Origin of the sequence: uncultured Capnocytophaga sp. (assembly GCF_938029845.1) — a bacterium.
GTDB lineage: Bacteria > Bacteroidota > Bacteroidia > Flavobacteriales > Flavobacteriaceae > Capnocytophaga.
Genome location: NZ_CALHGG010000014.1, coordinates 1 through 20,355 on the forward strand (window position 1 = coordinate 1; position 20,355 = coordinate 20,355).

The following is a 20,355-nucleotide window of genomic DNA, read 5'->3' on the forward strand; positions in this document are numbered from 1 at the left end:
AAAGAATTTCAGCTCTTTTGTCAAGTACCTTATTATTTTTTGTCGTGTATTAAAAAGAATGATTTTCTTTTTAAAAGAAGTTTAACTACAAAATATAAAAAGGTATTTTTGTAGCTTTGGCATGAAAATTGTTATATCCCTAAATGAAAAATATATTATTACAATGAAAAAAATTCTATTAGCAGGCATTGCTTTAGTGCTAGCTTCTTGTGGGGATAAGGCTCCTTACGAAGGTACTTATGAGGGTACATTTCCTTGTGCAGACTGTGATGGTATCAATGTTAGCCTAACTATAGGTAAGGATACTTATACTTCGGAGGAAATAATGAACGAACTTACCGATGAGGATAAAGGAAAGGTGAGCTATGATGCTCAAAACAAGGTGCTTACTCTTACTAGTGAGAAAGAAAATGGTAAAAGACAACAATACCAAGTAAAAGAAGATGGTTCTATTGTTTTCTTGGATGAAGGTAAAGAAATTACAGGGACACTCGCTTCCTACTATATTCTCAAGAAGAAATAGGATCATAGAGCGTTTGTTATAAAAAAGTAAAGAGGCTATCCCAAAGGGATAGCCTCTTGCTTGATTATGGTAGAAAACAATTATTAAAGTTCGAGTGCGTTCTTTAGGTCATTGTTCATCAAGAGTTCTACTGGATTTTCAAGGGCTTTTTTCACCTCTACCAAGAAGCCTACAGACTCACGTCCGTCGATGAGACGGTGATCGTAAGAAAGGGCAATATACATCACAGGAGCTACCACGATTTGACCATTGCGAACGATAGCACGATCCACTACATTATGCATACCCAAGATAGCAGATTGAGGAGGGTTGATGATAGGGGTGGAGAGCATACTACCGAATACCCCACCATTGGTGATGGTGAAAGTACCGCCAGTCATCTCATCTACAGTGATTTGTCCTTCACGAGCACGAATAGCCAAGCGTTTTACTTCGGCTTCTACACCACGGAAAGAAAGGTTTTCAGCATTGCGAATCACAGGCACCATAAGTCCCTTGGGACCTGAAACGGCAATAGAGATGTCGCAATATTCGTAAGTGATTTTTTCCTTATCATCAATCATAGAATTGACATCGGGGAAGAGCTTGAGGGCACGTACTACAGCCAAGGTGAAGAAAGACATAAATCCTAAGCTTACATTATGACGTTCCTTGAAGGCATCTTTGTATTCGTTACGGATTTCGTAGATAGCTGACATATCCACTTCGTTGAAAGTGGTAAGCATAGCTGTTTCGTTCTTAGCTGATACCAATCGTTCTGCTACTTTACGGCGTAGCATAGAGAGTTTGGTACGCTTTTCACTTCTTCTTCCAGAGGTAGGAGTACCCATGCTATGGCGAGCAGGTTGTGCTTTGAGTGCATCTTCCTTAGTGATGCGTCCGCCCTTACCTGTACCACTTACTTGGTTTACAGGGATTTGTTTTTCAGCTAAAATCTTCTTAGCTGCAGGAGATGGTTCTCCAGTGGCATAGCTTGCGGGAGCTGGCGCCTCTACTTTAGGGGCAGGAGCTGGCGCTGGTGTAGCTACGGGAGCAGCAGGAGCAGGAGCTGGTGCTTCTGCTTTAGGAGCTGCTGACTCAGCAGGTGCTGCAGCATCAGTATCGATAAGGCATACTACTTGCCCTACAGCTACAGAATCTCCTTCTTGAGCCTTGAGTGTAATGACACCACTGGCTTCAGCAGGTAGTTCAAGGGTGGCTTTATCAGAATCCACTTCAGCGATGGCTTGGTCTTTTTTTACATAATCGCCATCCTTCACAAGCCAAGTGGCGATTTCTACTTCGGTAATTGATTCCCCTGGAGAAGGGACTTTCATTTCTAAAACCATAAATCTTTTTATTTTAGTCTAAGCAATACGAAATTAATAATTAATATTTTAATGCCTAATCACTGTAATCTAACTACCCATTGTAGTAACTAGACCATGAGCTATTAAAAACACGCACAAAGATAGTAAAAAAAAATGGAACTCCCAATAAAAAAGTATTTTTTTTATTAGGAGTTTGTTAGGGGTATATTTTCTACAAGTTTGGCAAAGGTTTCAGGTAGGGGAGCGGTAAGGCTAAGAGGTTCTTTTTTTACGGGATGGAGTAGTGTAAGAGCACGTGCGTGGAGGCAGATACTCCCGTCGGGGTTGCTTCGCTTAGCTCCATACTTAAGGTCTCCCTTAAGGGGACAACCTAAGGCGGTGAACTGGGCGCGTATCTGGTGATGACGACCTGTGAGCAAATTGATTTCCACTAATAGATAATGAGTAAGCGTAGCCAATACCCTATAAGTAAGTACTGCTTTCTGAGACTGCGGCTTTTCTGTTGGATAGGCATAGGACTTATTCTGAGTGGTATTGCGCACCAAAAAGTGAGTAAGAGTCCCCTCGGTAGGGATAGGCTTTTTCTCTACCAAAGCCCAATACTGCTTGCAGACCTCCTCTTTGGTAGCGAAAGCCGCATTGAGACGAGGAAGTGCTTTGGAAGTCTTAGCAAACAGCACCAGGCCAGTGGTAGGTCTGTCCAATCGATGAACGACGCCAAGATAAGCCTCTCCAGCTTTGTGGTATTTCTCCACTAGATAAGCCTTGACAATCTCACTTAAGGGGATATCGCCCGTTTTATCTCCTTGGACAATATCCCCTGCTCTTTTGTTAATGGCTATCAAGTGGTTATCCTCGTAAAGCACTTGTAGGTTTTGGGTGGTTGTTTTCATCCCCTTAGTACTGTTCGCTCTCGTTAGGGAATGTTTGTGCCTTTACATCGGTAATATATTGGCTTACCGCTCCTGTCATTAGCTCGTGTAGGTTGAGGTATTGGCGTACAAACTTAGGTTTGTAATCCACAAACATTCCGAAAAAGTCTTGAGATACAAGCACTTGTCCATCTACCTCGTGGCCTGCACCAATTCCGATAGTAGGTACTGAAAGACTTTGGGTAACCTCCTTGGCTAAGGCAGAAGGAATTTTCTCCAAGACAATGGCAGAACAACCTAATTCTTGTAGGTAATGAGCATCTTCCTTGAGTTTTTGTGCTTCAGCTTGTTCTTTGGCACGGAGTCCATACCCCCCAAACTTATTGATAGACTGAGGTGTAAGTCCCAAGTGTCCAATTACAGGGATGCCTGCATCCAAGATGCGGCGAATACCCTCACCGATTTCTCGTCCGCCCTCCAATTTTACAGCTTGTGCGCCACTTTCTTTCATCATGCGGATGGCAGAGTCCAAAGCACGTTGTGGGTCGGACTGGTAAGTACCAAAAGGCAAATCCGCCACCACCAAGGCACGAGAGCAAGCGCGTACCACTGCTGAAGCGTGGTAGATCATGGCATCCAGCGTCATAGGAAGGGTAGTTTCGTATCCAGCCATTACATTGGCAGCAGAATCACCTACCAAGATGATATCAATTCCTGCTCCGTCAATAATTTTAGCCATGGTATAATCATACGCCGTAAGCATGGTGATTTTTTCTCCTTTGGCCTTCATAGCATGTAGCGTTTGTACAGTTACACGCTTGGTTTCTTTTTTTGAAACAGACATTATTTTTAATTGTTAATTGTCAATTATTAATTCTTTGCCGCTCTTCATTTTTAATTCTTTAGCGGTGTGCAAAGATACGATATCTTAGCCATAAAAACAAAAAAAGCTGTCAATAATTGACAGCTTTAGAGCCGGTAGAGGGATTCGAACCCACGACCCCGAGATTACAAATCACGTGCTCTGGCCAACTGAGCTATACCGGCGATTTTGCGGGTGCAAATTTACAACTTTTTTCTAAACCTGCAAGGGAATCATGCTATTTTTTTTTCGAAATTTATTAGCATGAACTATAAGCCCTATTTATGATAAGCACGAGCTACAAGCTTGCGCTGGCAATCAATCATTAAATTGTGCTATTCTACAGCCTTTTCCATTGGCTAAGTCTTCTATAAAGGAAAGGGTCTCAATGCCTTGTCCAGCGTATATCTTATGTAATTCAGCAAGAATACGTTCTGCTACTGCATGGGACTCAGCAAGGGCGAAGACAGAAGGGCCAGAACCTGAAATTCCAAAAGCAATTCCCCCAGCAGCTAAGGTAGCCTCTTTCATCTCGTCAAAATAAGGAATGAGTATCTTACGAGAAGGTTCCACCAAAAAGTCTTTGGTAGCTTTTCTAAGAAGATCATAATCCTCTTGGTATAAACCACTTACAAAAGCCCCCATGGCAGACACCTGTTTGGAAACAATATCCAAGGATACATGTCTTGATACGATACTACGAGCAGAGGCGGTATTAACCTCTATATTAGGAAAGAAGGATACAGCATGCAAGCCCTTAGGCAAGGGGAGGCGTATAGGTTTGTTTTGATATAAAAGCACAATCCCCCCAAGAATAGCAGGGGAGACATTGTCATAATGAGCTGAACCACAGGCAGCACGTTCCCCTTCAGCAGCGAAGGGTAACAATTCCTCTAAAGAAAAAGGATTGCCCATAAGGGTATTGTAAGCGAAAGCTGCTGCTGCACTACTGGCACTGCTAGATCCTAAGCCACTACCAGAGGCAAAGCCCTTGCGTATACGCACATCCACATACAAAGGGTTTTCCAATTGTGCTTGCATCGCCGCAATGACCACTGTACAAGAGTTTTTCTCCACGGCATAAGGTAGGGGAGTAGCACTTTCAATAAAGGTTATTTTGTTCTGCTGAGCGCCATTAGGAGTTACCTCTACTCTATCTCCTACTGAGGAGAGGGAGATACCTAAAACATCAAAACCTACATTAACATTGGCAATGGTAGCAGGGGCGAAACCACAAACGGTTTCTTGTATAGGGTTTGCTTTTCTAAGCGATTGATTCATAATATTTTGAATTATTTTTGTTTGTTAGCCACATACATCACATCGGAGAGGACACCACTTGCCGTTACCTTGGCACCTGCTCCAGCCCCCTTAATAACAAGGGGTTCTGTGGGGTACATGTCGGTATAAAATGCCACGATATTATCCTTTCCGTCCAGTTGGTAGAAAGGAGAAGTAGCGGGTATCTGTTGTAGGGAGACCTTAATATCCCCCTCTAAGAGCTGTGCTACTACATTGAGCTTAGCTCCTTTGCTCTGAGCATTGTGATAGAGGTCTTGGAAGAAAGCCTCATTCTTTTCCAATACCTCGTAGAAAGCCTCAACAGAAGGGGTTTCCAAGGATTTTTCAGGAAGGAAGCTTTCGAAGACTACTTCGCTCATTTCCTTGCGATAACCCGCCTCACGGGAGAGGATTAAGATTTTACGAATTACATCCAAACCACTGAGGTCTATACGAGGATCAGGTTCGGTATAACCTTCTTTTTGTGCCTGCTTTACAATCTCCACAAAAGGTGTAGTTGCGTTGTAGTGATTGAAGATAAAATTCAGACTTCCAGAGACTACGGCATCGATACGGCGAACAGTATCCCCGCTAAGCAATAGATTCTGTAAGGTCTTGATGATAGGCAGGGCAGCTCCAACAGAAGTTTCATATTGGAAATCACAGTTTTGGTTCTTGACCAATTCCATAAGGGCTGTATATTGTTCCGAGGGGGCACTTCCTGCAATCTTATTGCAAGTAACCACAGAAATAGACTTACGAATTAGTTGGGGGTAAAGAGCTGCCACCTCAGCTGAAGCAGTATTATCTACCACAATACTGTTACGCCTATTGGTAGCTATAATTAGCTCTGCTAAAGCTGTAGGAGAGTCGTAAGAATTGGCTTCTCCAGAGGAAAGAGCCTTCAATGCTTCTTGGGGTAATCCCTCGTCTGAAAATACATATTGTCGGGAATTGGCAACCATCACTACTCTGAGGTCTACCTTATGAAGTTTGCGGAAATATTCCTGTTGCTTATAGACAATATCAATAAACTGTGCTCCTACATTGCCTGCCCCAATGATAAAGAGGTGTACACGCTTGATCACCTCTTGGAAGAGGCGTTCGTGTACCACATTGACCGCCTTATGTTCGTCACGGGCATCAATTACCACAGAGATATTGCGTTCAGAAGCTCCCTGAGCAATAGCTTGAATATTAACCCCATTGGCACCCAAAGCACTGAACACCTTACCACTAAGACCTGTTTGGTGGTTCATATTGTCCCCGATAAGGGCTAAAATTACGTGGTTATCGGTACGTTCTATAGGATTGATGAGAGCGCCTATTTCTTGTGCAAATTCATGTTCCAATGCCTCTTTGGCACTTTTGGCATCACTGGTTTTGATTCCGAAACAGATACTCTGTTCGGAGCAACTTTGGGTAATAAGAATTACATTTACATCGGCCTGTTCCAAGGCTTGGAAGACACGGCGGGCACTTCCCTTGGTACCTGCCAGCCCGATTCCTGAAATGGTAATCATACTGATATCACTCAGGGTAGAGACCCCTAACACCTTGTCGGTATGTCCTTGGGTGGCTACATGGATACGGGTACCCTTTTCCTCAGGAGCTAGTGTATTGAGCAAAAACACAGGAATCTTCTTTTCCATAGCAGGACGAATAGCAGGGGGATAGATCACCTTAGCTCCAAAATACGCCATTTCAAAAGCTTCTTCGTAGCTCATTTGGGAGATTACCTTGGTATTCTTAACCAACTTAGGGTTAGCATTTTGCATTCCATTGACATCGCTCCAGAGTTCCACCTGCTTAGCCCCTAAGCAATAGCCATAAATAGAAGCCGTATAGTCTGAACCGCCCCGACCGAGTACTACCAATTCCCCCGCAGGATTAGCGGCGATATAGCCAGGGGCGATGTAGGAGATAGTGGGATCAATCTCACGCATACGCTGCTCTGTTTGAGAGAAATCCACTACTGCATTGAGCGGATCACCATCAGCAACAATATATTTTTCCGAAGGCAAGTAGCTCACAGCCACTCCCTCTTGGTTGAGGTATTCACCTATGATAAAGGAAGAAAGCAATTCGCCCTGTGCCATGATACGCGCCTTGGTACGCTCAGAGAGTTCTCCTAAGGTAGAGATACTATTACACAGATTTTCAAGGGAGAGTACCGTTTTCCCGATATGTACTAATGCGTTGGTTTGCTTGTTGATTTGCAAGAGAGATTTTGCCATAGAGATATGCCTTTCCTTAATTGCTTCAAGGATAGGTTGGTGTGTGTTTCTAAGGGCATTTTCCCCTAAGGATTGTAGCGTGTTGGTAACTCCAGAAAAGGCAGAGACCACCATGATAAAGGGTTCTGTTTGCTTTTTCACAATCTGCACCACACGTTGCAAATTCTCTACTGAGCCCACCGAGGAGCCTCCAAACTTAATTAGTAACATATTATATTGTGTAATTTTTTTATTGATTTGTTGCTTTTTTCATAAAAAGCGAGTATAGTCAATCATATTTAGAATGCGAATAAATAAGGCAAGGAATTCATTCCTAATTTGTTCTTTTCCAAGGGCTAATTGCCATTAGCCCCTACAGCTGCTCATGCTAATTTTTCGCAAACTATTTCTGATAGGCTATAAAACAGGCTTAAAAAACTCCTTTTCTCCAAAGAAAATGCGACCTTGGTCATCTTTGATAGCTATTTCTGTTCCTATAAAGGGATTTTGTCGGATCTTGATAATCTTCCCTTTAATCCATTCTTTGAGTAAAGTTAGATTAGGCGATACTTCTACAATGTCTCCTACCTTAAAAGTTTCTTTGGTATTTTCTTTTTTCATAAGAAACAATAATTGAGGGCAAAGATACAATTTTTTAATGATAAAAGTCAAGCTATAAATGACAATTTTTTGAAATTAAGCAGATTATTACCTATTCTTATTCCAATCCTAAGCAGGATATTTAAGTAAAAAGTTATAAAGTTCTTGAGCACTATAAAGAGTATCCCCCATATCTATATAAAGGGAATGAGGTGGGTTTGTTTGTAGATAACGCTGAAGAAAATGGGTAAGTACCTCTTTGCCAAAATCCGCATTACTATATTCTACTAAGAAACATTCAGGTTTCTCTAAGGGAATATCTGCACGCTCTTCCTTGGAGAGGGCTCTTAAAAGGCGATTGTTTCTGACAAATTGTGTCCAGTGACGAGTTCCTTTTTTGTGAAATGTATGAATGGTAATGTGGCGATAAGTCCCATAAAAATCAAGTCCTTCAAGATAGGAAGTAATACTGATTTCTTTCTCTTGAAAGAAGAGCATGATTGAAGGTTTTAAAGGGGTATCCGTCTGTGGGAGTTGTAGCTGTTCTTTCCATCTGTGTAAGATTTTGAGTAGTAATGCTCTGTTCTTTTTTAGCTTGATAAAAGTAGGTAGCTTCGCCACTATAGTCATTCCCTCTCGTTCACGTAGGTCAGAGGTTATATAGTCCTCCATTAGCAGTAGGTGGGTGATATTCCTAGCCCAAAAGAGGTGTCCTCGTACATTTTCTTGGAAGTAGTAGGGTAAGCCAAAGACATCATCGCACTGAAGCCCACTATCTTGGGTTGGGAAAGATTCATAATAGGTTTCATAACGTGGCTTTACCTCATACACTTCATGGCAATGAGGACATGAGACCTTGATAAGCTCACTTTTTTCTTTAAGTCCTTTCTGTGAGTGCCTAATAGGGGTACCACAATTGGGGCAATTAAGGACAGTAATTGCTTCAAAATATTGCAGATCCTCTTGAGAAGTATGAAAAGAGCAGCATGAGCATTGTACAACGGCTCCTTCTTGGGTATTATAGGTAACATGTGCAGCTTCCTGACATTCAGGGCAAGTTACCCATAGAGGTTCTTTCCAAATAGGAATATATTTTTCAGTGTAACGCTTCATTAGTAGGCAAAAAGTAAAACGAACAAGTATTATTACTGATTTTGTCACAGAAATTACATAAAGAAAGAAAAATGTATCATTTCTCTTCCTGTCCAAGCTGACAATATAGAAATCCTACATACCTTTTCTCCATCTCTTTCTTCCCAAAAGGTACGAATTTCATCAATATCTTCATTAAGGTAATTTTCAAAAGATAATTGAAAGATATTTAGGAAAGAATAGGTTGCTCTTTCTTCTTTGTAATCCTTTAAGGTTAGTTTTAATACATTGTTTTGATAAGATAATTCAACTACTTGACCATCAGGATAGGAGGGCATTTTATTAGTGCCTAAAAATAAAGTATCCATTTTTAAATTCTCCCTAAAAAGTTACAAATCAAACACAGAGCTACGCTTTCTGCGAATTAGGTCTTTGATCTTGAGGGCGAAAGCGAAGGCGAAATAAAGCCCAAAGCCTGCTCCAAAGATAAAACTAATATAGATAAAGAATAGGCGGACATACTTCACTCGTAGGCCAAGACGCTCCGCTAAGCGGGTGGAGACATTGAAACCATTGCGTTCAAAGAAGATACGTATGGAGGTAAAGGTTGTGTTCATAGGTTACTTTTTTAGGAGGGCTTGACCTACTTGGCAGGCCATACAAGCATGTTTGTTACAATATTTCTTATATAGCTGGAGAATAGCTTGGCTTTCTAAGGCATTGGTATTGGGCAAAAGGAGCTTTTCCCAACGCTCCAATATGCTATTGTGTTCAGGAGGTGTAGCACGCATCTTAGCTTTACAGTCGGCTAAGGTATCTTTGCCTCGAGAATGGGCAAAAGCATATTGCATGGGAATAATTGTATTGATCCACAAGTTGGCTATCTGTGCGGGGGTGATGCGCTTGCTGCTTTCCTTACTTTCCTTGCCAAAAGAAAAATGGTTTTTCCAATAGGGGGATGGGGTAATCTTCACAAATAGGTCAAGGGCTTGTTCATAGGAATCCAAAGACATACATTGATTAAAAAGAGAAAGTTCCTCATGATATAGTGCCGCTATCTGAGCTAAGCGAATAGTAGGGAAGTTGGGTGGTCGCAGTTTGGCAAACTGTACCTTGAACAAGGCAGGAGGCAATGTGTACTTATGCACCAAATATTGGTATTCCTGCTGCAAAGAGCGGTAGTAAGGGCAATTGATGTCTGCTGCCTCCAAAAGGCGTAACTGTCCCATAAGGAGTGCTTCCAGTTGGGTAAGGTCGTGCATCTGCTTACGGATTACGGAAAAGGGGAGTTGCTTGCCCGCTTCCCAGAAAGCTTCTCCGTTGATATTGCCCCCAAAGCTACTGAGTAGCCGTAGGAAAAAGACCGCTTCCCAATCTTGTTGAGTCTGTTCTAATAGTTCAAAGATAGGTTGGGCTTTCTCCTTAAGTCGTTCAGTATATAGATGATCTAACCAATTGGTAATAAGATGATTAGATAACGTATTTATTTGTTTTTCGCAAGGGATAAAGGAAGCCTGAGACTGTTGTAAGTGTGTATATTTCTCTACCAAATCGGGGGAGATAATCGTTTTGAGTTCCAAGGTAGGAATGATATTCTGCTGAAAGTCAAACACCTCAACGTCGTGTTCCCAGACCACATGGAGAATTACATTCCCATAGGCGGGATCCTCTTCGTGATGATGCGCATACCACTGAGAAGAAGCCGTATGTAGTTCCACATTGCCTGCCCACTGGAGCTTACCTATACGCAGGCGTGCATTGAAAAAGTCAGGGCCGCCATAAGGGTTGGTCTCCCCATAGGAAAGAATATCCAGCCGTTCCCCATTGGAAAGAGATAGGGGAGCGGTAGGCAGCAGGTGCTGGCCCCAAAGGTATTGTAGGAAATCCTCACGTATCATTTGGAAAGGGCTTCGGTTAGGATAGCAACCAGCTCACTATCGGAGCTATAGGGAACAAACTCACTATTGTTGATATAAGATATTTTTCCTGTCTCTTCGGAAACTACCAAGGCTAAGGCATCGGTTTTTTCAGTGATAGAGACTGCCGCACGGTGTCTGAGCCCATATTCCTTAGGGATCACACTCTGGCCTACAACAGGAAGAATCACACGGGTAGCCACAATAAAACCATCTTGAACGACAATAGCTCCATCATGCAACGGGCTATTTTTATAGAAAATACTCTCTAAAATAGGTTGGTTTAGCTCTATATTCATTTTGTCGCCTGTGGAGCGTACAAACTCTAAGGATTGGTTGCGTTCCAAGATAATGAGAGCTCCTGTACGTTCGTCCCCCATCTTACGGCAGGCAGAAACAAGGGTCTCACACATGTGGAAAATAGTTGTATCCTCCGATGTCTTCTTCAGAGAAAGTTTCTTAAGTAAGTTTTTGCTCTTGAGGACATTGGTAGAGCCCAATACCAAGAGGAACTTGCGGATCTCCTGCTGGAAAACGACAATGAGGGCAAAGAATCCCACATTGATAAACTGACCTAAGATACTACTAACCAGCTCCATCTTGACAATCACGGTAAGTTTCCAAATGACAAAGATGATCACGATACCCAAAAAGATACTAATAGCTACCGTACCCTTGAGCAGGCGATAGATGTAGTACAACATCAGTCCTACCAAGACGATGTCCAATAAATCTACAAATTTGAAGTTTAGAAAGTCAAGCACTTTTATAATTGTTAATTGTTAATTGTAAGATATTGGTTATCTTAGTCATTGATCATTATTCTTGAGATAGGACCATCGGTTTGCTGATGTAGTGTTGTATAATAAATATCTACAAACTGCTGGAAGGTCATATCTCCACTGAAAATCCAAATATAAAAAACATTCTTATACACGCCAAACTCGCTCCAAGGTGTTTTTTCTCCTTTGTTTTCTTTCAGTCGAAAGCCGTCAGGATATACATATATAGGGGTATTCCCATATTCGGACATCTTCTGCGGGTCATAGGGGAGGAGGGTCAGGTTGGTCACGTCCATAAAACCTAAACGATTATGAGACATATCAGCCAAGGAACAATAAAGGTGTGCGTCAGGATCACTATGCGGGTTGCGAGGGTTTGTCCGTTTCTCTTGTAGTTTGATAAAAAGCGGGGCTACCTTGCTAAGCTTATTACGCTTATCAACATGGAGCACCCAGTTGGTGGAGCTAATCAGACCATTGGCGTTGAGCTTAGCCTCTCCCGTTGGTTCCTCATAGGAGATATACACCTGAGAGTAATCCTCCACAGAAGTGATCTCGACATCTTCCACTTGTGGAAGTTGCATTTGTTTTTTCTGACACCCTAAGAGTAATAGGGTAGCTAAAATAATGATATAACGACTCATAGCGATTATTTTTTCTTTACTTTTTCTACCAATTCCAACTGAGAGAGGGCTGTGAGGGTGGTAAAGAAACCATAATTAATCAGTGCCTTGTCTTTCTCAATCTTATCAATCACCCCAACGGATTTGCTATCCTTAATACGTACGCGATCGCCCTCTTTTAAGGCCTGTAATTGAGCTATTTTTTCCTGTTTTTGAGAGTGTTCGCGTGCTTTTTTCTCTATTTTCTTCTGTTGGCGAACGGCTTCTATTTCCTTGTGTAACTGCTCTTGGGCAAGTTTCTTTTGAGCTTCTTCCGCTTCTTTTTCCTTTTTGCTCTTGGCTTTTCGCTTGCTGTTTTCCGTCTCCACTATCTTGAGAAATTCAGCAATAAGAGGGCGCCGTTTCTTATCCTCAAAATAACGCTCCGCTATTTCATTGATCTTGTTACCCAGATAGATAAATTTCTGATTCTGGTCATAAAGCTCCTGATAAGAGGTAAGTTTGCTTTGTATCTTGTTGTTGAGTGTTTCCAAGCGCTTAGCCTCCTCACGGGTTTTCTCCTCTTCTTCCTTAAGCGAGGAAGTCGTTTTCTCCATCTGCGAACGCTCTTTTTGTAGCTTAGCGATAGTAGCATCAAAACGAACTTTGCCTTTCTCTATACGCTTTTTGGCGCGGTTAATCAGGCTATAAGGAATGCCATTCTTCTGAGCTACCTCAAAGGTAAAGGAGCTACCTGCTTCCCCTACAATGAGTTTGTAGATAGGTTCCAAGGTCTTATCATTGAAAAGCATATTGGCATTGGTAGCGTAAGGGAGTTCGTTAGCCAATATTTTCAAGTTGGCATAGTGAGTTGTAATCACCCCGAAAGCCTTTCGGTGATAGAACTCTTCTAAGAATATTTCTGCCAAAGCCCCTCCAAGTTCTGGGTCACTTCCTGTTCCAAACTCATCAATAAGGAAAAGGGTCGTCTCATTGCATTTTCTCAAGAAATAATTCATATTTTTGAGACGATAGCTATAGGTACTCAGGTGATTTTCAATAGATTGATTATCCCCTATATCGGTTAGGATATGGGTGAAGATAGGTAATCTGCTCAAGCGGTGGACAGGAAGAAGTAAGCCTGTTTGGAACATCAGTTGCAGTAGCCCAATAGTCTTGAGGGTAATACTCTTTCCCCCTGCATTAGGACCTGAAATGACGATAATACGTTGCTGGTCATCCAAGCGAATGGTTTGTGGGAAAGTTTGTTTGCCTTTTTTAGCATTGCTTAGGAAAAGTAAAGGATGATAAGCCTCCCGAAGCTCCAACACTCGCTCTTGAGTGAATTCAGGCAAGAGAGAATGGGTTTCTTTGGCAAAATACGCTTTTGCAGCGATTACATCTATCCCGACTAAGTAATCCTGCTCTTGGGAGAGTAGCTCGGCAAAAGGGCGTAAAGTATTGGTAAGTCGGAGCAAAATCCGCCTTATCTCCTCTCTCTCCTCATGGAGTAAGTGAGAGAGTTCGCGCGAATATTGTTCGGTAACCAAAGGCTCTATATAAATGATACTTCCTGTCTTAGAACTTCCCAGTACAGTACCCCGTACCTTGCGCTTATAGGTAGCTTTGACTGCCAATACACGTCTATTTTCCACTACCGTCTCACGAATATCATCCAAATAATCCAAAGCATTGTATTCGGAGAGGGCACGGGAGAAACTTTGGTTAATTTTCCCCTTGAGTGTTCCTATTTCAGTGCGTACTTGGTAGAGCTTTTCAGAGGCATCGGACTTGATTTCACCAAACTTATCCAAGACACTATCAATAGCTCCGATGATCTCTTCCGTATAGGGAATATCTTCAGAAAGTGTAGCCAAAGTAGGGTAGTAGTCCAAAAACTTCTTGAAAAACAACAGATGAGCATTGACCGTCAGGCTCAACGCACGTATTTTGGCAAACGAATGCGGTTCTAACAAACTATTTTCTATCCCTAAGAAGCGAATTTCATGGTCAATCTCCTCAAAGTTATGAGAAGGGATATAGTTTTGTGTCTCCAAGGAGGTTAGGTACTCATTGGTTTGGTGTAGGAGTGTAGTGATCACCTCCCTATTAATCAAAGGCTTTAGCGCAAGTACCTTCTCCTTTCCTTTGGGAGTGAGAGTGTGCGCGGCAACTAAAGCTAAAAGGGTAGGGAATTCTAAGTCCTCCAGAGTCTTTTTCATAATGACAAGTGACAAGTGACAAGTGACAAATTTTTATAATATATAAGCCATTCTCACTTAATTTAATGTGTTTTTAAATTCTAAATTTACAAATGTTCTATAAATAAAATTTCTGTAAAATATTTTTAGTTTTTATTTTGCAAAACAACTGTTTTTGCATAGATAGTCAATAGCTTAGTAGACAAGTTCAGTTACTTTTCTACCTTTGTAGACCCCTCTTTCAATCTGCCAACAAACCTTATAAGGGCGATCAGCATAATTATTATTCGCAACTATATAGAGAATATCGCTTTCCTTGTCATAATAGACGGAATTATGGTCTGTAAGGAAAGTAGGTTCATACAAATCGCTATAAGCATCTTTGGGAAGAGATACTTGTTTTCCGTGAATGTTTATTACAATACTCCTATATTCTGTAGTTGGCATTTTACCATCATTACCATAGAGAAGCGCAGGATCATCTATTACTTCTATTCCAGTGGAAGAATCCTTGAAATATTTGAATGAATGTTTGCTCTTGTCAAACTTACCAGAAGTAAGGATGACTTGAATTTCTTTTCCTTCAAAGACAATAGTATTTCCTTTGGCAATACCTTTGGCTATTATAGGGAATTTATGTATCCACTTGACTCTATCATTATAGATATACCCTTCCTCATCGGTATAAATCCAATTGCCATCGGTTGCCTTATCGTAATTATATACAAAGACAATGGTCTTGTTATTGAGCCTTTTGAGTACCTTACTTTGGGCACTTTTTCCTTCTCGTACATTTACATAACCATCTTTGTCATTGATTACCGCAAAGGCTTCTTCCTGAGCTCGAACAAAAGCAAACTGACAAAAAAATAGAAAAACTAAGAATTGTTTCTTCATAATAATAAGTTTTTAGTTAGGACTATAAAAAGTTTAGTCTAAGAGATGTGATATTTATATTTTAGAAAGGAATACCTACTTTTCTTCCTTTGTAGACACCCTTTTCAATCTGCCAACAAACCATATAAGCCCCTGCTCCGTCACCATTGTTTGCTACTATATAGAGAATATCATTGTCTTTATCATAATGTACAGAATTGAATTCTGTATATAAATAAGATTCATACAAATCATTATAGGCACTTTGAGGAATGGAGACTTGTTTTCCACGAATCTTTACCTCAATACTCTTATATTCTCTCTTTGGCATATTACCATCTGTTCCCCAGAAAAGTTTTCCATCTATTTTTTCTATTATATCACGATATTCTTTATGATACTTGAAGGAATGCTTGCTTTTGTCAAACTTTTCAGTAGAGAGAACGACCTGAATTTCTTTTCCTTCAAAAACAATAGTATTTCCTTTAGCAATACCCTTAGCTATTTGAGGAAAATTATGTATCCACTTAACCCTGTCATTGTAAATATATCCTTCATTATCAGCATAAATCCAATTGCCTTCTTGAGCCTTATCATATTCAAGAACAAAAATAAGGGTATTGTTGTCAAGTTTTTTAAGCACTTTGCTGTGGACACTTTTTTCTTTTCGTACATTTACATAACCATCTTTGTCATTGATTACCGCAAAGGCTCCTCCTTCTATAACTTGAGCCACAACAAATTGACAGAATAGCAGAAAGGGGACTACTAACTTTCTCATAGTAAGCTAATTTCTTAGTTAAGACTATAAGAGGTTCCTTCCTTGCCGTCCTTGAGCTGGATACCGAGAGCTAAGAGTTCATCGCGAATCTTGTCGGAGAGGGCAAAATCCTTGTTGGCACGGGCTTCCATACGCATATTGATCAGCAGCTGGAGCACTCCGTCGAGCTTATCATTATTTCCTGCGGTTTGCTCTTCACTTCTTAGACCCAGTACATCAAAAACAAAAGCATTCATTAGGGTTTGTAGCTCTTTGAGTTCGCTGATAGCGATTTTTTCCTCACCATTTTTCACTTGGAAGATCCACTTGACGGCCTCAAAGAGATGCGCAATGAGGATAGGAGAGTTGAAATCGTCCAAAAGCGCATCATAGCACTTTTGTTTCCACTCATTTATAGGTAAGGAAGTAGGATGTTCAAGGTCTGTGGTAAGCTCATTGACTGTTTTTACAGCTTCCATAAGGCGCGCAAAGCCCTTTTCAGCAGCAAGCATCGCCTCGTTAGAGATATCCAATACACTGCGGTAGTGCGCTTGCATAAAGCAGAAGCGAATCACTGCGGGAGCGAAAGGTTTCTCAAAGAAAGTATTATTACCAGAGACTAACTGCATAGGCAGAATGTAGTTACCTGTGGATTTGCTCATGCGCTGTCCGTTCATGGTGAGCATATTGGCATGCATCCAGTAGCGTACAGGGCTTTCTCCATGTCCAGCCTTGCCTTGGGCAATCTCACACTCATGGTGCGGGAACTTCAGATCCATACCTCCTCCGTGTATATCAAACTGATTACCAAGATACTTGGTACTCATCACGGTACATTCCAAGTGCCAGCCAGGGAAGCCATCACCCCATGGGGAAGCCCAGCGCATGATATGTGCAGGGGAGGCTTTTTTCCATAGGGCAAAGTCCTGAGGATTGCGTTTTTCCCCCTGTCCGTCTAAGTCGCGAGTATTAGCAAAAAGCTCTTCTATGTTTCTTCGAGAGAGCTCGCCATAGTTGAGCCCGCGTTTGTTGTACTCTATGACATCAAAGTACACCGAACCGTTGCTCTCATAGGCAAAACCATCCTTTAAGAGCTTTTCGGTCAGTTGTATTTGTTCCAAGATATGTCCCGTAGCAGTAGGTTCAATAGTGGGGGGCAGGAGGTTAAATAGCTCCAATACCTTATGGAAATCCACAGTGTATTTCTGAACAATTTCCATGGGTTCAAGCTTTTCAAGACGGGATTGCTTTACGAAGCGGTCGTTATTCACATCGCCATCGTCGGTGAGGTGACCCGCATCGGTGATGTTGCGTACATAGCGTACCTTGTACCCCAAGAACTTGAGGGAACGATAGATAAAGTCAAATGACATAAAGGTACGTACATTGCCCAAGTGTACATTGCTGTACACTGTAGGGCCACATACATACATACCTACATTATTATCATGTAGGGGAGTGAATAGTTCTTTTTCTCCTGAGAGGGAATTAAATATTTTAAGTTGGTGAGTCATAATTGTATTTTTTTATTCTTCAGTTGCGAGTCCTAATTCGCGTGCAGCTATTTCACGCATTTCCACTTTGCGGATTTTTCCAGAGATGGTCATAGGGAACTCGCTGACAAATTTCCAGTATTTAGGCACTTTGTAGTGAGCAATTCTATCTTTACAGAAAGCACGGATTTCTTCTTCGGTAATGGTAACCCCTTCTTTGGGTTTGATCCATGCCATGATTTCTTCGCCATATTTCTCGCTAGGTACCCCTATTACTTGGGCATCTATAACTCCCTTATAAGTATAGAGGAAGTCCTCGATTTCCTTAGGGGAGATGTTTTCACCCCCACGAATGATAAGGTCTTTGATACGACCTGAGATATGTAAGTAGCCGTCTTCGTCCATCATGGCCAAATCGCCTGTATGCATCCAACGCTGTTCGTCCAACACTTGGCGAGTCGCATCGGGGCTATTCCAATACTTGAGCATTACCGAATAACCACGTGTACAAAGCTCTCCGTGTTCACCTCGCTTGAGGGTAGCTTGAGTCTCGGGATCTATAATCTTGATTTCCAAGTGATCGTGTATAGTACCTACAGAATAAATTTGTTTTTCAAAAGGAGCTCCTATTCTTGTTTGGGTAGAGACAGGGGAAGTCTCCGTCATTCCGTAACAGATGGTAATCTCGTGCATGTTCATCTGTTCTTTGACCTTCTTCATAATTTCAGGCGGACATAAAGAACCCGCCATAACTCCTGTACGTAGTGAGGAGAGGTCGTAGGTCTTCTGTTCCATTTCTTGTAGTTCGGCTATGAACATGGTAGGTACCCCATAGAGGGAGGTGCAGCGTTCACGTTCTACTGTTTCTAAAGTCTTTATAGGGTCAAAGCTATCGTTGGGAATTACCATAGTTGCCCCATGTACCGTACAAGCTAAGTTGCCGATAACCATCCCAAAACAGTGATAAAAAGGTACAGGAATACACACCCTATCAGAGTGTGTATAATTCATTCTTAGCCCAATAAAGTAGGCATTGTTCAATATATTATGGTGTGATAGGGTAACCCCCTTAGGGTTACCTGTGGTACCAGAGGTATATTGAATATTGACAGGGTCATCAAACTGCACTTTTTCTTCACGCTTGCGCAAGGCCTCATCGGAGATATGTTCGCCCTCCTTGAGAAAGCGATCCCAACTCTCGTCCCAGAAGATAGCCTTTCGAATGGTATCGGTGAACTCACGAGCATCATCCATCATCTTCTTATAGTTACTACTCTTGAACTGAAGAGCGGAAAACATCACCGATAAGCCTGATTGGTTGATCACATAGATCAACTCACTGGTACGATAAGCAGGGTTAATATTGACCAATATAGCCCCTATCTTAGCGGTAGCATATTGCAAGAGTGTCCATTGGTAACAGTTGGGAGACCATACTCCTACACGTTCGCCACGCTTTACCCCCAAAGCCATAAGTCCCTTAGCTACTTGTATGACTTGGTCATAGAACTCCTCATAAGTAGCCCTATAATTCTGGTGACTACAGATGAGAGCGTCCTCAGTGGGATATTTTGCTACCGTTTTCTTTAAATTTTCGTCAATGGTTTCACCCAATAGCGCCACAGAAGACGCCCCATGGGTATAAGCATACATGGAATCCATATTATATATAAGTTTAAGTTACTAAAAATTAAGATGATTTCTTTCTCATACGCATATTGAGAAATTCTATACCCAAAGAGAAAGCAATGGCAAAGTACAGATATCCCTTAGGAATAGCGCCTACTTCCTGACCAAAAACTACCGCATGAGAGAGGTGCATACTTTCGGTTAAAAGCATGAATCCTATCAATATAAGGAAAGAGAGTGCCAATATCTGGATAGAAGGATTATTGTTGACAAAATTTCCCACAGGAACCGCAAAGAGCATCATAATACCTACGGAAAGAATTACAGCAATAATCATTACTAGTAGCGCACCATCCAAACCATTGGTCATACCAACAGCTGTAAGGATACTATCCAAGGAGAAAATGACATCAATCATAAGAATCTGGGCAATGGTAGGCCAGAAAGAGCTTTTCATAGATTTTTTTGCATCTGCTGAATCGGTAATGTGTTCTATATGGTTCACCTTGGCATGAATTTCATGTGTGGATTTGTATAAGAGGAAGATTCCTCCCACAAGAAGTATCATTGCCTGTCCATTGAAGTCAGCCTTACACCAACCATAATCAAAGCTAATCCATGGTTCCTTGAGCTGCACCAGCCAAGAAATACAGAAGAGAAGAGCTATACGTATAAACATAGCTAAGAAAAGCCCTACACGAGTAGCTCGCTTGCGCTGATCATCTGGGAGCTTGCCTGTTACGATAGAAATGAAAATAACATTGTCAATCCCCAACACAATCTCTAAGAAAGTAAGGGTAAGCAGCGCGATAAGTGCATCTGCTGAAAATAAGTGTTCTATCATCATATAAAATAATTTTACAAATGTGAATAATTATATTTTTAGATAAAGCAAATATACTACAAATTTTCAAATATTTCAAAAGAATTATCTTCGTAAAAGAAAATAATTTTTTGAATCTGTTTTTTCTCTTTCTTTACAGGAAGCTCAGTAGCAAGGGGTGTTTCTTTTGTACTGTTTTCCAAAATATTAGCTTGAGGAAAAGGAATTTCAGTAGGTAGAGGGATAGGGGTAGCTTTTTTTTCTTCCTTAGGGAAAGTACCCTTTCCATAGAGTAGCCAATAGAGATCTACTTCAGGATATTTGTCTACTATCTTGAGAACAAAATCCAAACTTGGCTTATTTCTCTCGGATAATAGGTGTGAAATACTAGAGCGCAAAACCCCTAAACTATCCGCTAAGGCGGAAGCATTTAGGTCGTAATAATTCATAATTCGTTGTAAACGAGCAATAAAGTCTTGTTGGGAGAACATAATATAAAGGTTAAAAACTAAGTTAC

General features: G+C 41.3%; 20 protein-coding genes and 1 tRNA gene. 1 reads left to right on the forward strand and 20 read right to left on the reverse strand.

Going from position 1 to position 20,355, the window contains the following annotated elements; all coding sequences use genetic code 11:
• Positions 1 to 163: 163 nt before the first annotated feature.
• Positions 164 to 523 carry a copper resistance protein NlpE gene (locus Q0625_RS00860; RefSeq protein ID WP_298823020.1) on the forward strand — a complete coding sequence of 120 codons (360 nt, stop codon included), beginning with the start codon at positions 164 to 166 and terminating at the stop codon, positions 521 to 523.
• A gap of 83 nt (positions 524 to 606) precedes the next feature.
• On the opposite strand, the gene odhB is transcribed toward Q0625_RS00860, so the two are convergent.
• The 20 genes from odhB to Q0625_RS00960 form a co-directional block, all read right to left on the reverse strand.
• A complete protein-coding gene (gene odhB, locus Q0625_RS00865; protein ID WP_298823021.1) occupies positions 607 to 1,851 on the reverse strand; it encodes a 2-oxoglutarate dehydrogenase complex dihydrolipoyllysine-residue succinyltransferase in 1,245 nt (414 codons plus the stop codon).
• 167 nt (positions 1,852 to 2,018) lie between these two features.
• Complete coding sequence (locus Q0625_RS00870) at positions 2,019 to 2,726, reverse strand: RNA pseudouridine synthase (RefSeq protein ID WP_298823022.1); 708 nt, start codon at positions 2,724 to 2,726, stop codon at positions 2,019 to 2,021.
• 4 nt (positions 2,727 to 2,730) lie between these two features.
• On the reverse strand, positions 2,731 to 3,549 hold the full coding sequence (gene panB, locus Q0625_RS00875) for a 3-methyl-2-oxobutanoate hydroxymethyltransferase (protein ID WP_298823023.1): 819 nt from the start codon (positions 3,547 to 3,549) through the stop codon (positions 2,731 to 2,733).
• Between the two features lie 129 nt (positions 3,550 to 3,678).
• Positions 3,679 to 3,752: transfer RNA gene (locus tag Q0625_RS00880), tRNA-Thr, on the reverse strand.
• Positions 3,753 to 3,885: 133 nt separating this feature from the next.
• The gene (locus tag Q0625_RS00885; RefSeq protein WP_298823024.1) at positions 3,886 to 4,848 is read right to left on the reverse strand and encodes a homoserine kinase; all 963 of its coding nucleotides are present in this window, start codon (positions 4,846 to 4,848) and stop codon (positions 3,886 to 3,888) included.
• 11 nt (positions 4,849 to 4,859) lie between these two features.
• Complete coding sequence (thrA, locus tag Q0625_RS00890; RefSeq protein ID WP_298823025.1) at positions 4,860 to 7,295, reverse strand: bifunctional aspartate kinase/homoserine dehydrogenase I; 2,436 nt, start codon at positions 7,293 to 7,295, stop codon at positions 4,860 to 4,862.
• 186 nt (positions 7,296 to 7,481) lie between these two features.
• A complete protein-coding gene (locus Q0625_RS00895) occupies positions 7,482 to 7,685 on the reverse strand; it encodes a hypothetical protein (RefSeq protein ID WP_298823026.1) in 204 nt (67 codons plus the stop codon).
• A 108-nt stretch (positions 7,686 to 7,793) separates the two neighbouring features.
• Entirely contained in the window at positions 7,794 to 8,777 is a 984-nt protein-coding gene (locus Q0625_RS00900) for a hypothetical protein (protein ID WP_298823027.1), read from the reverse strand.
• 53 nt (positions 8,778 to 8,830) lie between these two features.
• Positions 8,831 to 9,124: a hypothetical protein gene (locus Q0625_RS00905; RefSeq protein WP_298823028.1), complete on the reverse strand. Its 294-nt coding sequence runs from the start codon at positions 9,122 to 9,124 to the stop codon at positions 8,831 to 8,833.
• A gap of 21 nt (positions 9,125 to 9,145) precedes the next feature.
• Positions 9,146 to 9,373, reverse strand: a complete 228-nt coding sequence (locus Q0625_RS00910) for a PspC domain-containing protein (protein WP_009641445.1) — start codon at positions 9,371 to 9,373, stop codon at positions 9,146 to 9,148.
• Between the two features lie 3 nt (positions 9,374 to 9,376).
• Positions 9,377 to 10,654, reverse strand: a complete 1,278-nt coding sequence (locus Q0625_RS00915) for a DUF2851 family protein (RefSeq protein WP_298823029.1) — start codon at positions 10,652 to 10,654, stop codon at positions 9,377 to 9,379.
• Entirely contained in the window at positions 10,651 to 11,436 is a 786-nt protein-coding gene (locus Q0625_RS00920; RefSeq protein ID WP_298823030.1) for a diadenylate cyclase, read from the reverse strand. The genes Q0625_RS00915 and Q0625_RS00920 overlap by 4 nt, the downstream gene beginning before the upstream one ends.
• Before the next feature lie 41 nt (positions 11,437 to 11,477).
• Positions 11,478 to 12,098, reverse strand: coding sequence for a hypothetical protein (locus Q0625_RS00925; RefSeq protein WP_298823031.1), 621 nt, complete (start codon positions 12,096 to 12,098; stop codon positions 11,478 to 11,480).
• 5 nt (positions 12,099 to 12,103) lie between these two features.
• The gene (locus Q0625_RS00930; protein WP_298823032.1) at positions 12,104 to 14,278 is read right to left on the reverse strand and encodes a DNA mismatch repair protein MutS; all 2,175 of its coding nucleotides are present in this window, start codon (positions 14,276 to 14,278) and stop codon (positions 12,104 to 12,106) included.
• Positions 14,279 to 14,452: 174 nt separating this feature from the next.
• Positions 14,453 to 15,154, reverse strand: coding sequence for an SH3 domain-containing protein (locus Q0625_RS00935; protein WP_298823033.1), 702 nt, complete (start codon positions 15,152 to 15,154; stop codon positions 14,453 to 14,455).
• A gap of 61 nt (positions 15,155 to 15,215) precedes the next feature.
• A complete protein-coding gene (locus Q0625_RS00940; RefSeq protein ID WP_298823034.1) occupies positions 15,216 to 15,914 on the reverse strand; it encodes a hypothetical protein in 699 nt (232 codons plus the stop codon).
• A gap of 14 nt (positions 15,915 to 15,928) precedes the next feature.
• On the reverse strand, positions 15,929 to 17,407 hold the full coding sequence (gene cysS / locus Q0625_RS00945; RefSeq protein WP_298823035.1) for a cysteine--tRNA ligase: 1,479 nt from the start codon (positions 17,405 to 17,407) through the stop codon (positions 15,929 to 15,931).
• Positions 17,408 to 17,419: 12 nt separating this feature from the next.
• On the reverse strand, positions 17,420 to 19,048 hold the full coding sequence (locus tag Q0625_RS00950) for an AMP-binding protein (RefSeq protein ID WP_298823036.1): 1,629 nt from the start codon (positions 19,046 to 19,048) through the stop codon (positions 17,420 to 17,422).
• A 28-nt stretch (positions 19,049 to 19,076) separates the two neighbouring features.
• A complete protein-coding gene (locus Q0625_RS00955) occupies positions 19,077 to 19,856 on the reverse strand; it encodes a TerC family protein (RefSeq protein WP_298823046.1) in 780 nt (259 codons plus the stop codon).
• Positions 19,857 to 19,915: 59 nt separating this feature from the next.
• Positions 19,916 to 20,329 (reverse strand): helix-turn-helix transcriptional regulator, encoded by a 414-nt coding sequence (locus Q0625_RS00960; protein WP_298823037.1) that lies wholly within the window; start codon positions 20,327 to 20,329, stop codon positions 19,916 to 19,918.
• Positions 20,330 to 20,355 lie beyond the last annotated feature (26 nt).

What these genes read in the sequence shown, in the direction of transcription:
- Q0625_RS00860 (WP_298823020.1), top strand. Translation starts at nt 164, where the DNA reads ATGAAAAAAATTCTATTAGCAGGCATTGCTTTAGTGCTAGCTTCTTGT.
- odhB (WP_298823021.1), bottom strand. Translation starts at nt 1,851, where the DNA reads ATGGTTTTAGAAATGAAAGTCCCTTCTCCAGGGGAATCAATTACCGAA.
- Q0625_RS00870 (WP_298823022.1), bottom strand. Translation starts at nt 2,726, where the DNA reads ATGAAAACAACCACCCAAAACCTACAAGTGCTTTACGAGGATAACCAC.
- panB (WP_298823023.1), bottom strand. Translation starts at nt 3,549, where the DNA reads ATGTCTGTTTCAAAAAAAGAAACCAAGCGTGTAACTGTACAAACGCTA.
- Q0625_RS00885 (WP_298823024.1), bottom strand. Translation starts at nt 4,848, where the DNA reads ATGAATCAATCGCTTAGAAAAGCAAACCCTATACAAGAAACCGTTTGT.
- thrA (WP_298823025.1), bottom strand. Translation starts at nt 7,295, where the DNA reads ATGTTACTAATTAAGTTTGGAGGCTCCTCGGTGGGCTCAGTAGAGAAT.
- Q0625_RS00895 (WP_298823026.1), bottom strand. Translation starts at nt 7,685, where the DNA reads ATGAAAAAAGAAAATACCAAAGAAACTTTTAAGGTAGGAGACATTGTA.
- Q0625_RS00900 (WP_298823027.1), bottom strand. Translation starts at nt 8,777, where the DNA reads ATGAAGCGTTACACTGAAAAATATATTCCTATTTGGAAAGAACCTCTA.
- Q0625_RS00905 (WP_298823028.1), bottom strand. Translation starts at nt 9,124, where the DNA reads ATGGATACTTTATTTTTAGGCACTAATAAAATGCCCTCCTATCCTGAT.
- Q0625_RS00910 (WP_009641445.1), bottom strand. Translation starts at nt 9,373, where the DNA reads ATGAACACAACCTTTACCTCCATACGTATCTTCTTTGAACGCAATGGT.
- Q0625_RS00915 (WP_298823029.1), bottom strand. Translation starts at nt 10,654, where the DNA reads ATGATACGTGAGGATTTCCTACAATACCTTTGGGGCCAGCACCTGCTG.
- Q0625_RS00925 (WP_298823031.1), bottom strand. Translation starts at nt 12,098, where the DNA reads ATGAGTCGTTATATCATTATTTTAGCTACCCTATTACTCTTAGGGTGT.
- Q0625_RS00930 (WP_298823032.1), bottom strand. Translation starts at nt 14,278, where the DNA reads ATGAAAAAGACTCTGGAGGACTTAGAATTCCCTACCCTTTTAGCTTTA.
- Q0625_RS00935 (WP_298823033.1), bottom strand. Translation starts at nt 15,154, where the DNA reads ATGAAGAAACAATTCTTAGTTTTTCTATTTTTTTGTCAGTTTGCTTTT.
- Q0625_RS00940 (WP_298823034.1), bottom strand. Translation starts at nt 15,914, where the DNA reads ATGAGAAAGTTAGTAGTCCCCTTTCTGCTATTCTGTCAATTTGTTGTG.
- cysS (WP_298823035.1), bottom strand. Translation starts at nt 17,407, where the DNA reads ATGACTCACCAACTTAAAATATTTAATTCCCTCTCAGGAGAAAAAGAA.
- Q0625_RS00950 (WP_298823036.1), bottom strand. Translation starts at nt 19,048, where the DNA reads ATGGATTCCATGTATGCTTATACCCATGGGGCGTCTTCTGTGGCGCTA.
- Q0625_RS00960 (WP_298823037.1), bottom strand. Translation starts at nt 20,329, where the DNA reads ATGTTCTCCCAACAAGACTTTATTGCTCGTTTACAACGAATTATGAAT.